This window comes from Paenibacillus sp. MCAF9 (assembly GCF_052114265.1).
Lineage (GTDB): Bacteria > Bacillota > Bacilli > Paenibacillales > Paenibacillaceae > Pristimantibacillus.
The window spans coordinates 133,094-147,865 of record NZ_JBFREL010000006.1; the positions used below are offsets into that span (position 1 = coordinate 133,094).

13 protein-coding genes are annotated in these 14,772 nt (G+C 45.0%); 1 reads left to right on the forward strand and 12 read right to left on the reverse strand.

The window, feature by feature from the left end; genetic code table 11:
• Positions 1–17: 17 nt before the first annotated feature.
• The 11 genes from AB4Z45_RS12870 to AB4Z45_RS12920 form a co-directional block, all read right to left on the reverse strand.
• A complete protein-coding gene (locus AB4Z45_RS12870; RefSeq protein WP_339208717.1) occupies positions 18–1,958 on the reverse strand; it encodes a stage V sporulation protein D in 1,941 nt (646 codons plus the stop codon).
• 136 nt (positions 1,959–2,094) lie between these two features.
• A complete protein-coding gene (locus tag AB4Z45_RS12875) occupies positions 2,095–4,386 on the reverse strand; it encodes a penicillin-binding transpeptidase domain-containing protein (RefSeq protein ID WP_441909681.1) in 2,292 nt (763 codons plus the stop codon).
• A 56-nt stretch (positions 4,387–4,442) separates the two neighbouring features.
• Positions 4,443–4,835 carry a cell division protein FtsL gene (ftsL, locus tag AB4Z45_RS12880; protein WP_256710903.1) on the reverse strand — a complete coding sequence of 131 codons (393 nt, stop codon included), beginning with the start codon at positions 4,833–4,835 and terminating at the stop codon, positions 4,443–4,445.
• A 23-nt stretch (positions 4,836–4,858) separates the two neighbouring features.
• On the reverse strand, positions 4,859–5,809 hold the full coding sequence (gene rsmH / locus AB4Z45_RS12885) for a 16S rRNA (cytosine(1402)-N(4))-methyltransferase RsmH (RefSeq protein WP_179089802.1): 951 nt from the start codon (positions 5,807–5,809) through the stop codon (positions 4,859–4,861).
• A 29-nt stretch (positions 5,810–5,838) separates the two neighbouring features.
• Positions 5,839–6,276 carry a division/cell wall cluster transcriptional repressor MraZ gene (gene mraZ, locus AB4Z45_RS12890; protein ID WP_076268151.1) on the reverse strand — a complete coding sequence of 146 codons (438 nt, stop codon included), beginning with the start codon at positions 6,274–6,276 and terminating at the stop codon, positions 5,839–5,841.
• 145 nt (positions 6,277–6,421) lie between these two features.
• Positions 6,422–7,429, reverse strand: a complete 1,008-nt coding sequence (locus AB4Z45_RS12895; protein ID WP_441909683.1) for a DUF4349 domain-containing protein — start codon at positions 7,427–7,429, stop codon at positions 6,422–6,424.
• Positions 7,430–7,604: 175 nt separating this feature from the next.
• On the reverse strand, positions 7,605–8,870 hold the full coding sequence (locus tag AB4Z45_RS12900) for an adenosylhomocysteinase (RefSeq protein WP_441909685.1): 1,266 nt from the start codon (positions 8,868–8,870) through the stop codon (positions 7,605–7,607).
• Between the two features lie 20 nt (positions 8,871–8,890).
• Entirely contained in the window at positions 8,891–10,531 is a 1,641-nt protein-coding gene (gene bshC / locus AB4Z45_RS12905; protein ID WP_441909687.1) for a bacillithiol biosynthesis cysteine-adding enzyme BshC, read from the reverse strand.
• Positions 10,532–10,679: 148 nt separating this feature from the next.
• Positions 10,680–11,075 (reverse strand): DUF3397 domain-containing protein, encoded by a 396-nt coding sequence (locus AB4Z45_RS12910; protein WP_339208710.1) that lies wholly within the window; start codon positions 11,073–11,075, stop codon positions 10,680–10,682.
• Between the two features lie 6 nt (positions 11,076–11,081).
• Positions 11,082–12,083 carry a ketopantoate reductase family protein gene (locus AB4Z45_RS12915; RefSeq protein ID WP_441909689.1) on the reverse strand — a complete coding sequence of 334 codons (1,002 nt, stop codon included), beginning with the start codon at positions 12,081–12,083 and terminating at the stop codon, positions 11,082–11,084.
• A 179-nt stretch (positions 12,084–12,262) separates the two neighbouring features.
• Positions 12,263–12,913, reverse strand: a complete 651-nt coding sequence (locus tag AB4Z45_RS12920) for an RsfA family transcriptional regulator (RefSeq protein WP_076268145.1) — start codon at positions 12,911–12,913, stop codon at positions 12,263–12,265.
• Between the two features lie 276 nt (positions 12,914–13,189).
• Between AB4Z45_RS12920 and AB4Z45_RS12925 the strand changes: the two genes are divergently transcribed.
• Entirely contained in the window at positions 13,190–13,426 is a 237-nt protein-coding gene (locus AB4Z45_RS12925; protein ID WP_053375484.1) for a DUF2626 domain-containing protein, read from the forward strand.
• Between the two features lie 186 nt (positions 13,427–13,612).
• On the opposite strand, the gene AB4Z45_RS12930 is transcribed toward AB4Z45_RS12925, so the two are convergent.
• Positions 13,613–14,770, reverse strand: coding sequence for a class I SAM-dependent methyltransferase (locus AB4Z45_RS12930; protein WP_441909690.1), 1,158 nt, complete (start codon positions 14,768–14,770; stop codon positions 13,613–13,615).
• Positions 14,771–14,772 lie beyond the last annotated feature (2 nt).

Genomic DNA, 14,772 nt, shown 5'->3' on the forward strand with positions numbered 1-14,772 from the left:
GTTAACTACCATTATAGTCAATGCGAGTGGGATATATTATCTTCTTCGCCCAAATAGATCCGAATCGTTGATCCGCGATCTACACGGGTTCCAGCAGCTGGAGCTTGGCGTATGACCGTTTTCCCAGAACCTGCGGAAGTCAGATTGAAATTCATATTCATATCCTCATACAAATCCGATACCGTCTTGCCAATCAAGTTCGGAACTGTAACAATAGGTGTTTCTCCATACTTATAAATACGGTCGATCTGCTTCTCACGAGCCGGAACTTCCAGAATGGTGAGCGCATCCTCCAGCATATTGCGAACGATCGGCGCTGCAACGACTCCGCCGAACTGAATCCCTTGCGGATTATCAACCGCTACATAAATGACGATCTTCGGATCATCTGCTGGAGCAAAGCCAACAAAAGATACAATATGCTCATTAGGGGAATAACGTCCGTTAATAACCTTTTGAGCAGTACCCGTCTTGCCGCCTACGCGATACCCGTCAATAAAGGCATTGCGGCCTGTTCCTTTGGCTACGACGCTCTCAAGCGCTTCACGCACCTGCTTGGACGTTTCCTCCGAAATAACCTTTCTAACCGCAACCGATTCTACCGTTTCTACGGTCGCTCCCGTCTCCGGGTTTATCCATGCTTTTGCTACATGGGGTTTATACAGCGTTCCGCCGTTAATTGCTGCGGAAACAGCCGTTATTTGCTGAATTGGTGTAACGGAGACCCCTTGGCCAAAAGCCGTAGTGGCAAGTTCCACCGGACCGACCTGACTAAGCTTGAATAAGATCCCATTTTCTTCGCCGCCAATATCGATGCCCGTCTTCGTCCCGAAGCCAAAGTTCTTAATGTAATCAAATAGTTTGTCCTTGCCCAGCCTCTGACCAAGCGTTACAAACCCGGGGTTACAGGAGTTTTCAACAACCTCAAGGAAAGTCTGACTGCCATGTCCGCCCTTTTTCCAGCAGCGAAGTCTAGCACCCCCCACCTCAATAGCGCCTGGATCAAAAAAACGTTCGTTTTTCAAATCAACCTTTTTTTCCTCAAGGGCTGCAGCAAGCGTAATTATTTTAAAGGTAGAGCCTGGCTCGTATGTCATCCAAATAGGAAGATTTCGATTATAAACCTCAGTTGGAACCTCTCGATACTTGTCTGGCTCGTAGGTAGGTCTGCTCGCCATGCCTAAAATTTCACCGTTGTTCGGATCCATCGCAATCGCGATTATACCATTAGGCTGTAAATTCGTCATCGCTTGATCAAGCTCACGTTCCATAACCGTCTGAATTTGCTTATCGATCGTAAGCTGCATCGTAAGCCCGTCCTTAGGTTCCACGTAGGTGTCCGAAGAATTAGGCATTTGTCTGCCCGCTGCATCTGACAAGAAGGATACGCTGCCTCCGATACCGCTTAACTCTGTATTATATTTTGCTTCTACACCGGTTAAGCCTTGATTGTCGATCCCCGTAAAACCTAGCACATGCGCCGCTAAACTGCCGAAGGGATAAAATCGTTTGTTGTCTTCAGCTACAACGATGCCATCAAGACCTAGCTCACGTATTTGTTCAGCTTTATCAATCGTAATTTTTCTCCCGCCTGGGCCTAGCTTAACGATCAACGCTCGTGTTTTAATTTTTTTATAGAGCGTTTCTTGCGACATGTCGAGCAAAGGGGCAAGCGCTGCTGCTGCTGCCTGTTGATCCTTGATCTGGACAGGAATCGCATACACGGTAGGTGAGCTTACATTGTAGGCGAGCTGAATACCGTTGCGATCAACGATTTCGCCTCGTTTGGCTACATAGGGGATGTTGCGTCTCCATGAATCCTCTGCTTTATCCGCCAGCTGCTCACCTTGCCATAGTTGTACAAAGCTAAGTCTCACACATAATGCTAGGAATGACACCCCAGCAAGTATGAGCACGATAAATAAACGTCGTCTAACCGTTACATTAGATACCTTCATCGCTTGTTCCCCCTCCGCTTGACCGTTTCGAAAGGAGCGCTCAATTGCGCTCATTCCCAGATTATTCGGGACAAGCGGACGATAGAACAAGCTTTAAGCAACATCGTATTAGTTCCTTGAAAATTCGGTATATGGATCACTCAGGAGCAGCGTTCCCATTACTGCCTGTATTGGAATTAGCAGCCTGATCCCCATTTGAAGTTGTCTGGCCTCCGGAGGTTCCTCCGTTCGTGCCAGCTTCATCTTCTTTTCCAGCCTCACTCCCCTTATCGCCGCCTTCTGCCGCATCAGGGTTTGTTTCCGCATTGCCGGATTGGCCTTCTTTGCCTGTCGGAGGAGCAAGTACAACTTTCAGCACTCTTACTTTATTCAAAGTCTCTTCCTTCTGAGAAACAACAAATCCTTGCCCCTCCGGAATGAGTCGAATGCCGATAAGAGAGGTTAATTCGAGAGCATCCCGCAGCGAAACCCCTGTCAAATCAGGAATAGCCAGCTTTTCACGCTGCTCCGTTATTAAATATATTCGCTGTGTCGGATGTACGGCTGAACCTGGAGCAGGTATTTGCTGCAGCACGGTTTTACCGTTTCCGATTAAATCAAATGTCATGGCTTTTGCTTTTAATTCCGCTTTCGCTTGTTGAACTTTAAACTCTGTTAAATCTGGAACCGTTATTGTCGCTTCCTTCTTCGAGTTTGCAGAACCAGCCGGATAGTTAGGAGCTACTCCCATTTTACGCAAGCTTTTGAGAACGATTTGTTTAAAAGCTGGAGCAGCGATCTTTCCTCCTGAAGCAAAAGTAGTATTCGGCTCATCTACGACAACATAAACGACGATTTTCGGATTATCAACCGGCGCATAGCCAATAAACGAAACAACATATTTGGAGTCGGAATAGCCGCTTTTACCATTTACCGTAGTAACCTTTTGAGCGGTTCCTGTTTTACCTGCTACACGGTAACCCTCGATATAAGCGTTTTTACCGGAGCCTTTATCCTGATCCGATACAACCTGCTCCAAATACTCACCGACTTTTTTAGAGGTTTCCTCTGAGATCACTTGGCGAACCATCTTCGGTTCGAAAGTCGTCGTCGTTTTGGTCGACGGATCTGTCATGCTTTTTACGATTTGTGGTTGAAGCAGCTTTCCGCCGTTAGCTACTGCCGCGACTGCTGCAACCTGTTGTATAGGCGTAACCGTAACTACCCCTTGTCCAAAGGTAGCATTCGCAATCTCACTCGGGTATTTAAAGTTAATCGTACCGCTTAGCTCATTCCCAAGCTTAATGCCTGTTTTTTGCCCAAATCCAAAATTCGTGTAATATTCTCTCAGCTTCTGTTCCCCTAGTCTCTCATAACCAAGCTTGACGAAGGCAACGTTACTTGAATATTTCAAGCCATCCAAAAATGATATGGTTCCCCATCCCTCTCGCTTAATATCACGGATTGGATTAGGTACACCTTTCAGTTTGATTTGACCTGATTTGTATAATTCATCTGGATTAAACAAACCTTCTTCAACCGCTGAAGCCAGCGTTACAATTTTGAAGGTTGAGCCGGGCTCATATAAAGACTTAATCGCATGATTGTAAGAGTTCGAGTTGTTTTTCCAATATTCATTCGGATTATATTGCGGCATGTTTGCCATCGCCAATATTTCCATCGTATTTGGATCAGCCGCAATCGCTGTAGCGCTCTTAGGAGAATAGGTTTTCATAATTTCCTGCAGCGCTTCCTCCACATAATGCTGAATTTCGTTATCGATCGTCAGCTGTACATATTGACCATCTTTGGCTGGCTTGTAGTCTACTTCACCCTCCGTGAGCTGAACGCGTTTACCGTCCTTCTCATACTTGATATAGCCATCCTCACCCGAGAGCTGCTCATTGAATGAAGCTTCAACGCCAGTCATGGCGACTCCCTCTTTATCCAAATAACCGACAAGCTGTGCAGCTAGAGAATTTTTAGGATAATACCGTTTTAAATTTTCTTGCAAATCGATGCCGACGCTATATACCTCCTTTTCTTTGGCTAAATCTTCACGGAACTGTTTAATTTTATCGGCATGTGCTTTGTCAATTTGCCAGCCTCCGCTACGCACCTCCCGATATACAAAGTAATTCCCGTCTTCTTTTTTGGCAGTTACATTTTTCCGGAGCTCTTCCTTAGAAGTGCCAAGGATGTCATGCAAGCCATTTATAATTTCTTCTGCAAGTTCCTGATCGTTAATCAGCTTCGGATTTAACGTCACATTATAAGCGATCGTATCCATTGCCAGAACACTCCCGTTACGATCGGCGATCGTGCCCCGCTTGGCCAGCATCTTTTCTTCTGTTGACCATCTTTCTTTTGCAAGTCCATACCATTTGGCGCCTTCTACTACTTGCACAATATAAATTCGGCTTATTAAAACAAGAAAAAGGAGGGTCATTACCCCTCCAAACAATAGTGTCCGCAATCTAATTCTTTTTTTCATCATCGCTCACCCTATTCACTCATTGCTGATTTTATCGCGTCGTCACCAGTATTTACGGTAATTCCACTCTCAATAGAGCTAACCATCCCTTGGGTCTCTGCAAGCTTGCGTATACGTTCTGAATCACTGAGCATCTCTACTTGTTTCTTCAAGTCTTCCATCTCTACATTCATCGTCTGGTATTCGCTATTCAACTTTTTAATTTCGAGGCTCATGTCATAGATTTGTGCGTAGCGTAAAATAATGACACCAGCAACTACAACGCACATTAATACAGTAAACATATACAACAACTTCTCCTGAACCGGTAAGGATTTACGAGTTTTAACAAGCCGCTTCGTTTCCTTGATAACCGGTTGCTGATCCTGCTTTCGCTTAGGCTGCAGCGCTAAATTGCCATTCACATACGCCAATTCAAATCCCCCTCTTACAATTTTTCTGCAACTCTAAGCTTGGCCGACCTTGCACGCGGGTTGAGCTCTAGCTCTCTCTCTGAAGGTACGATCGGCTTACGATTGACTAATTTCACTTTCCCAGCATTGCCACATACACATAACGGAAAATCGGGCGGGCATGTACATTTCTCCACAAACTTTGCAAACAATTGCTTGCATATGCGATCTTCAAGCGAATGAAAAGTGATCACCGATGCTCTGCCGCCAGGGGCTAAACAGCGAATCGTTTGCTCCAAAGCTTCTTCTTCTGCTCCCAGCTCATCGTTTACTGCGATACGAAGCGCTTGGAAGGAGCGTTTTGCGGGATGCCCGCCTGTGCGCCTAGTTGCAGCAGGAATCGATATTTTTATCAATTCAGCTAATTCACCAGTCTTCTCAATAGGCGCCTTTTCTCGGGCCTTCACAATATTTCTAGCGATGGACCGAGCAAACTTCTCTTCACCGTAACGATCCAAAATGCGGGATATATCACGCTCGTCCCAAGTATTGACGATTTCATGAGCGGTTAGATCACCCTCGCGATCCATGCGCATGTCGAGCGGGGCATCATGGTTATAGCTGAAGCCGCGCTCGGCTTCGTCTAGCTGCGGGCTGGATACGCCAAGGTCGAACAATATGCCATCGACTTGCGGAACGCCATCCAGCATCGGAACGTTGCAATTTCTAAGCTCCTGCTCCAAATCGCGGAAGTTGCTTCTTACGAGTGTTACCTTATCTAAATAAGGAGCAAGCCTAACACGAGCATTTTCCAGCGCCCAGTCATCCTGATCGAAAGCGATCAACCGTCCTCCTTCGCCTAACCGGGAGGCTATTAATTCGCTGTGACCTGCACCCCCAAGCGTACAATCGACGTAGATGCCATCTGGCTTTATAGCCAAACCGTCAACCGCTTCTTCTAAAAGTACTGTAATATGCTGAAACACGCCTAAGCCCTCCATTCTTGTTGTCTATTCTAGAAGTTGAAATCGAAATCAACGAGCTTTTCGGCGATTTCGTTAAAGGTTTGTTCGGATTGTTCGTAATAACCGTCCCAAGTCTGCTTGCTCCAAATTTCCACGCGACTAGAAACGCCGAGCACCATGCAATCCTTGTCCAGCTTCGCATATTCACGAAGATGGCTAGGTATATTTACCCTTCCCTGTTTATCCAGCTCACATTCGGTTGCTCCGGAAAAGAAAAACCGGGTAAATGCTCGCGCATCTGATTTCATAAGAGGCAATGTTTTCAGCTTTTGCTCCAAAACAGTCCACTCACTCATGGGATATACGAATAAGCAATTATCTAATCCACGGGTTGCAATAAAAGAGGCTCCAAGCGATTCGCGGAATTTCGAAGGTATGATGATTCGGCCTTTCTCATCAATGCTATGTTGATATTCACCCATAAACATGACTTTGAACCACCCCTTCCCCTATTTCCACCACTTTGCCCCACTTTTCCCCACCTAGTAACAGTAGTTCGCCACCTAAAATAAAAATCCTGCTCTGTGAGCAGGATTTTCTAAAATATTTCACACTATTAAAGATTATTAATCATTACAGCGTTGGCGGCTGCTCTTCTTCAGGCTTGGATGGCTTCGGCGCCGTCTCTTTCCTTCTTCGATAAAACCAAAGGATTGGGATTGAAATAACAGCCAATATAGCTAATACAGGCAATGCACCTGCTAAAATAACTAACAATAGATTGATGGCATCCCAAACTACTTTTGTGCTGTTAACTAGCGCGTCCGACATCCTGCCACCTAAATGTGGTTTTTCGATACTTTTATTTTTTAGTGTTTGATTCGTTTGGTACAGGCGCAGCTCCACCGTCGAGAAAGCTACATTATTATCCAAATAGCGAACTCTTCCTTTGATTCGTTCAATTTCCTCCTGCACACTTGAGAGCTGCTGTGAAAACTTTAACAGATCATCAGCCTTTGTCGCTTTATCCATCATGGTGAGCAGTCTAGCTTCAACAAGCTGCTTCGCTTTCAGCCTGGATTCAAGATCCACATATTCCTCAGATACGTCCTTGCCGCCGATATTGCGTTCAAATTCATTATGTTTGATTTGCTCAATCCGATCAATGAACGACATAAACCCTGCAGCTGGAACTTTAATCGTATAGCTTGATCCAATTTCCCCCTCGTGCTTCGTATCTTGAAATTGCAAAAGATAACCGCCGCTTTGATGAATGGCATTGCGCAGCGAGGTTGCTGCAGAAGCTAAATCGTCCACCTGCATACTTAAATTAGCGGTATAAATAATTTTCTGGTTGAATCCATCCGTGCCAATTGCCAGCTGAGCATCAATTCCCCCGCCAGATGCTTTGCTCTCGCCCGATCCCTCAGCTGGAGCCTCTTCTGCTTTAGCAGCATTGTCATTCAAGGTATAGCTCATCTCAGTTTCTACGTTTCTAGAAGCTGTTGTTGATAACATCTGTTCAGAAGCCGAGTTTTTAGAGCTGCTCGTATCCCCTTCTGAGGAAGCGCATCCAACAAGCAGAATAACCAGAGAAACAATTGAAATAAATGCAAATATCCCTTTTTTATGTCTATACAAGAAAATACCCCCTTGCTTTTATTTACCTCTAGACGCAATCTGGGAATAAAAGGTTACAACTTTGTCCATCAAAACCCTTACATCCGCCCGATCTAAACATCGGTGTAAACGAATCAATTGCATCTTTTATCTCCACATAAAAAAAACCGCGATTGCTCGCGGCTTCATCAATGCTCTATTCTGTTTCTTTCCAGCTGTCCAAATATGCCGATTGCTCCGCTGTCAGCTGATCAATGCCAAAGCCTAGAGATTGCAGCTTCAGTCTCGCTACCTGCTCATCGAGCTCATAAGGAACATTGACTACTTTGTTTCCAATCGTTTTGTACTGCTCATTTACATATTTTAGTGCAACAGCTTGCAGTGCAAACGTCATATCCATAATTTCTGCAGGATGACCATCGCCAGCAGCCAAATTAACAAGGCGGCCTTCTGCCAGCAAGTAAATGCTGCGTCCATCCTCCAGCTTATATTCTTCGATGTTGCGGCGAACGGTTCGTACACTTGAAGATAATGCTGCAAGTTCTGGTTTGTTTGCTTCGACGTCAAAGTGACCTGCGTTGGAAATGATCGCCCCGTCCTTCATCACCTTGTAGTGCTCTCCGCGAATAACATCGCGATTTCCGGTAACCGTTACGAAAAACTCACCAACCTTAGCCGCTTCGATCATCGGCATTACCGCGAAACCGTCCATATAAGCTTCGACCGCTTTAATCGCATCGATCTCAGTTACGACAACATTTGCGCCAAGACCTTTCGCACGCATGGCTACACCTTTTCCGCACCAGCCATAACCGACAACAACGACGGTCTTGCCCGCAACCATCAAATTCGTTGTGCGATTAATACCGTCCCATACGGATTGCCCAGTACCATAGCGGTTATCAAAAAGATGCTTGCAATATGCATCGTTAACAGCGACCATAGGGAATTTCAATGAACCGTCTTTCTCCATCGCTTTCAATCGAATAATGCCTGTCGTTGTTTCTTCCGCACCGCCGCGCAGGTTTTCGCCAAACTCCGGGTGCTCCGAATTTAGAATCGTTGCAAGATCGCCGCCATCATCAATGATAAGATCAGGCTTCCATTCCAGCGCTTTAATATTAAGTGCTTTAAATTCTTCAGCACTTGGATTATATTTGGCAAATACAGTAATGCCATCCTCAACGAGAGCGGCACAAACATCATCTTGTGTTGATAGCGGGTTGCTGCCTGTTATAGTAACATCAGCACCTCCAGCCTTAACAACCTTAGCCAAATAAGCGGTTTTCGCTTCCAAATGAAGAGCAATTGTAACTTTCAGTCCTTTAAAAGGCTGTTCCTTTTCGAATTGCTCGCGAATCGTATTCAATACCGGCATATGCGCAGCTACCCAATCAATTTTCAAACGGCCTTCAGGTGCCAATGATAGATCGGCTACGATGCTTTTATTTGCTGTACTCATTCCATTTGCCTCCTCATATTTCATAAATAAACGATTTCATGTCCACCAGTACGGCTAAATGGCGCTTCAAGCAGCTTATCGAGCCAAATCAGGCTGTAACGATTCCAATAGGCTGCCATATTAAGTACTCGCTCTTGCGGCTTGTTCTGCGGGTTAATCGACAGATGGATACGATCAAGCTGACGTGTGGATGCTTCAAATTGTTTGTTGAAGGCATCTACCGTTTTTGAGCCCATGTAGTTGATTTGCTCTACTATTTTTTGCAAATTCGTATCCCCAAGCTTAGAGAGCGACGGTTGAACGGAAGTTGCAAGCTCAAGAAGCGGTTTATATAGCTGCTCAAACGTATCTCTTGCTTCGGCAAACTGCTGTTCAATGGACAAGCCATCTTGTGCCTTCAGCCATTTCCCTTTGCTCTCTTCGAAATGTTCCATAACATCCTCAAAGGAAAGCTCATACTTATCCATGTGCTTGGCAACTGTTCCTTCAATTAAAGTATAAGACATACGCGGCACGATAATGGGCATTTCCATATTCAGCGTGCGGAATGCTTCTCCAGTTAAAGCCCAATAGGCAATTTCCCCAGGACCAAGCACAGTCGCAAGAACAGGGAATAAATAATCCTGCATAAGCGGCCGCGTCAGAACGTTATTGCTAAGCTGCTGCGGCTGCTCGTCAGCGATCCGAAGGAGCTGTTCCTCCGTTAGCGAAACTTGCTCTTTACGGTCTTGGAATTTTCCATCCTTCTTGTGAAGAAGCGTTCTTTCTTCGCCGTTATCCGAGTTGAAGAGAAAAAGATTCGAGCTGCCAGCCGTTACATCCGCTTGAAGGCTGTAACCAAGCTCACTCACCTTATCTGCAGCAGCAGCATAAGCATGCTCTAATTCATCGTTCTTCTCAATCAGCTTCCTGAACATAGGCGCTTCTATACGACGAATATCCTCATGATCGCCATCCATTAATACTAAGCCGTGTTTTCCGAATAAATGACTCAATATCATAGCAAAAAAAACAGATAATGATTTCGCTTGTTTCGACATTTGGCGCAGTTCCTCTAGCATCACAGGTTTGAACTCCGAATGCGGAAGCGATTGTTCAAGCTCAACAAGCAGCTCTTCCCATGTTTCTGCTGCAATCATCGTGCGGCTTACAGCAGTACGCGCACCTTCAGGACGCGCAACTGACAACTTGCGAAGCTCCTGCTCCGTTGTAATAACGTAGGCATGGTTCGCTTCATCCCAGTCATGATCTTCACCGGCTACCCAAAATACAGGAACAACCGTCCGCCCCAGCTGCTCACTTGCAGCTTTGGCCGCACCTATGATGGATACCGCTTTATGTATGACAAGCAGCGGACCCGTCCATAAACCAGCTTGCTGACCTCCAACCACGACCGGAGCCCCCTCTGCCATCGCAGAAATGGAAGCAAAAACTTCTGGATCAGCGTTAATCGCTTCATTGTAAGCACGAAGCGCGCGAGCTACTTGAGCTGCATCAGCTCTAACCTCTCCGCTTTGCTCCAAACGATTAAAGCGTTTAACCCAATCTTGATCAACTCCCGCATGATAGCCATATAAAGCTTCAATGCGGTCATCGTTTTGATGTATATAAGCCTCTGTCAAAGGCTGTGCAATAGGCAATGCATAAGTATCTGTTCTCATAGCGCAGCCCGTAACCTCCCGCTTAATAGTCGCTAGTACGACTTCATATTGTAAAACTGAACATTTTAATTGTACACAATGGTGAAGCCGTCCGTCAAAACAAAAACACCTCTGCTCGGGAGAGGCGTTTAGCAATTTATTATTTGAGTTAAGCAGTCAGAAACATTTTACCGATGCCGATGCACATAAAAACGATGTACAGCACGCTCATCGTAAAAAAACTTAGCCGCCATATCGTCCGAAATATTTTTTTGGCATCCACTGCGCCGCGCTTGCGAAATTGGGCGTTTCCAAGCAATCCTCCGCCTAGCAGCATGAATAGCAATATGCCGTAAATCCCGAATCTGCTGTTAAACAGCTCATCAAACAATACAGCAACGCAGCCAATTAATAAGGCTGTCGTAACATCCATTGCCAATCGGAACGCTTTTTTTCGATCCTGAATATATGCTCCATATCCAAACAAAATGATGGTGAAGGGTATGATTGGAATTACAGCCAAATAAGCGTATGCATGTTTGATGCTTTCCCAAATCATTTCCATCGGCCTTCACTCCTTCATAGTCGACTTAAGATTTAGTGCTTTAATCATCGTAACTATTGCTTGGTTTAACGGCGCTTGCAGCCTATTCTTCTCAGCCAGCTGTACGACACCACCATTAATGGCATCGATTTCTGTCGCTCTGCCAGCTCTTACGTCACTAAGCATGGAAGAAATATTGCTGCTGGTTTGCCTGCAAACCTTTATAATGAGCTCCCACCCATTCTCCGGCAAGCTCATTCCAGCATGTATTAACACCAACTCGGTTTCCTCATACAGCGCTTGCATAAGCTTGACGCCGACAGGATGGAGCGGCAGCTGTCCGTTCTCCACATCCAATATTGCCGTCAATGGATTAATGACTGCGTTAATAAGCAGCTTATTAAAAATTCGATTCTCCAAGTCTTTCGACAGAAAAGAGGTAAATCCTGCCGTTTCCAGCAAAGAAATCAACATTTTTTGCGAGTTATCGAGAGAATCATCTTGATTGCGCTCATTTTCTCCCCATTCACCAAGCCAAAGCTGCCCCTTCCCCGTATGCTCAACCGAACGAACATCGAATCGTTTCGCTCCCTCTGTCGTCACCGCTGCAAATAGCGGATAGGTAGGAAGTTTGCTTTTAATTCGCTCTAAATGTCCAATTCCATTTTGCATACATACGACTGCCACACGCTCTCCATCATAGCTGGCAAGAAGCGAAGCAAGCATATTTAGAAAAGCATCATCCAAATCCGATTGTTTAACGCTCAGTAGCACCCAGCGATAGTCGGCATTCTGTTTTGTGACGTCATAACGTTCTCTATGTTCTGAAACAGACCCGCTCCATAAACTTTTGATACGAATCGATTTCTCATTTGCTCCATCTAGCTCCTTAAGCCTAATGCCTTGATTAGCAAGCACATCAGCCTGTTCCTCACTGCGCGTCCAAATCGTAACATCCGCTCCTGCTTCTGCTAGCTTCGCTCCATAGAGCAGTCCTAACGAGCCCCCACCTACTACATCTATCTGCACCTTATACTCCTTCCGACCAACTGCTGCTCATCAATAATATTAGCAAACATCGTATCAAATTTTCCGAAAATATTGCAACTGATACAAGTTTAGCCGACTAGACTCTTCTATAAAAAAAGCGCAAAAGAAAAAGAAGCCGGCCAAATAATGGCCAGCTCCTCTTATTTACGCATTATAACTTATTCAATCCGTTCCAAATTGCCATTAGCATCCATCTTGAATCTCGGCTTAGCTTCATCGTCATTCGTTAAAACGGTAAGCCTTCTTGCACGATCCATAATTTGAATAAGTGTCTTGTAATCGTCGTTCACAGCACGGTAATCCGTTTGAACATTGTTAACCTCTTTGGACAATCTCTCATTCTGATCACGCAAACGGTATAGCTCTTCCTCTTTGTCTTTCAGTTCCTTCTCATACCATTTGAGTTGGCGGGTTAAATCCTGATAGGTCGTCTTCCATCCACGGAGAAAACGAATAACAGCATCTACCGATAAACTTTCCTCGATTGCACCACTCTCTTGCTTGAATCCACGTTCTTCCGTTTCAAAAACGGCAATCGATGAAACATGCGGCGTTGCGATAATCGTTTGTTTTTTTAAATAATTTCGCTTCTGGCGCTGCTGTTTAGCGATTTGTATTGCATCCTCATACCTTTTGCGAACGCAACTGTTCCAGCGGAATCCGCATGCTGCGGATGTACGCCCAATTCGTTCGCCCACTTCTTCAAATGCTGCAAGCTGAGTACTACCTTCGCGAATATGGCGTAGTGTAACCTCGGCGAGAATTAAATCATCGTCCGGACTCCACGCATCTTGTCTAACTGCTGTCATGCAACAAAAACCTCCTAACGTAAAGGCGCTTACTTTATCTCTATGCCCTTGGTAGAGTTCATAGAATCTATTGGATACTAATTTGTATAACCAAATTTTCAATTACTCATACATGTTAGCTCTTATATTTGAGCAAACTATATCTAAGTCAACAGGAGTTAATTAGATGCAAACAAAAAATTTGCGATTTCTTCACGTATTTTGGTTTACACTTATTACACCAAACGTTATAATGATCATTAGAAAATCGGGTCGCAGCGAAAGGGGGATGTTATCATGGCACGTATGTATCGGGTACTTGGCTTTTGGACCCTGGTAATCGGACTTATGGCTTTCGCAGGCCATATGACGGAATTTGCGCTATTGTTTTTTGCACAAGCCGTTGCTTTCGTATTTCTAGGCTACTTGAATTTCTCCGAAAGAACTTACATTGTAATGTTCTGGGGATATATGATCATTTCATTCGTGGGTTTCACGTATTGGTCGGTCTTCAAGATGGACTTGCCGTTCTAAACAAAGGCGTCAGCGAAATACGCCAAGGCAAGCTTTAATCAAAGCCATGAAAGAACAACCATTATCCTAAATGATAATGGTTCGTTATGCGCTTAAGGTAAGAACAAACAAGAGTACATATGAGTTCTTTTCCTTAAACAAAAAAGTGTCAGCCCTTTAAGGGCTGACACTTTTTTTGTATTCGATTTAACCTTTTTCCAAAACCATCACTTTAAACGTCTCACTCATTTGATCGCTGAGCAGCAGCTGCCTAATCGCTCTATTCCTTCGCGCTTCTTTGCTGAAAGGATCCGTACTGTTATGATTTTGAAGCATATTCATTACGCCGTGCTCAATTAAAAATTGTTTTTGTGTCATATAGCTTGTTACTTGAAAACCGCCCTCTTCAGCAGAATGATGGATAAAGGTAAAAGGGACATGTGAAGTGATATCCTGCTCCCCAATTCGACTATATGGATTTGTGTTCGTCTGATGGTGCGAATAACACATAAGAGTACCAAGCATCCGGTGCTCCGCCGCATATTCCTCCGCTTTATGCCCATAATCAATAATGACGACACGTCCGCTAGTCATTACGGCTCCAAGCTTATTAAGGAAGTCAACTGCACCAGCATGCACCTCCGTTTGCTGCCCTTCAAGCAATTGAATATGATCCCGATTAAGCCAATTTGTAATCCGAGTATCGGTAAGCGGCATTTGAACCTCAACGAAGCCACGCTCATCATGATAAGCAACGCCTAACTCCATCAGTTCTCCATTCACTAGCTGCACACGGTGTACGGGAAAAGCATCAAACAGCTCGTTTGCGAGCACAATCGATGGCTGCTTAAGCCAGGTTTCCCCCCAAGCATCTTCCGAGGATGACAGCAGCGGTTCTGCATCCGATAAGCAGCTAATATCTGCAAAAGCATTCCGTGCTGCTTCAGCATGCGCAGGATGATCCTCAATTAGAATTGGCTGCATTTTTCTTTTCCAATCCAAGTCTCGCTCACAACCTGCAGCCGCAATTTGAGCTGACAATCGCCCCGTTCCTGCTCCCCACTCAATCAGTTTAAGCGGCTTATCCACTAATGCCGCATAGTCCAGCGCATATTTCGCTAGAACTTCAGCAAGCACCTGCCCAATGCCTGAGCTCGTATAAAAATCACCCTCCTTGCCCACTCTAATTGGCCCTGAACGGTAATAACCATATTGCGGATCATATAGACATGCCTGCATATATTGAAAAAAAGAGATGCATTTGACTGAACTCCAGCCTCCATCTTCATCTACAAGCTTGCCATACGTTTTTGCACCTGCTATTTTTTCCGCAATTGAGGCTGCGAGCTCGTTTTCCATCATCATAA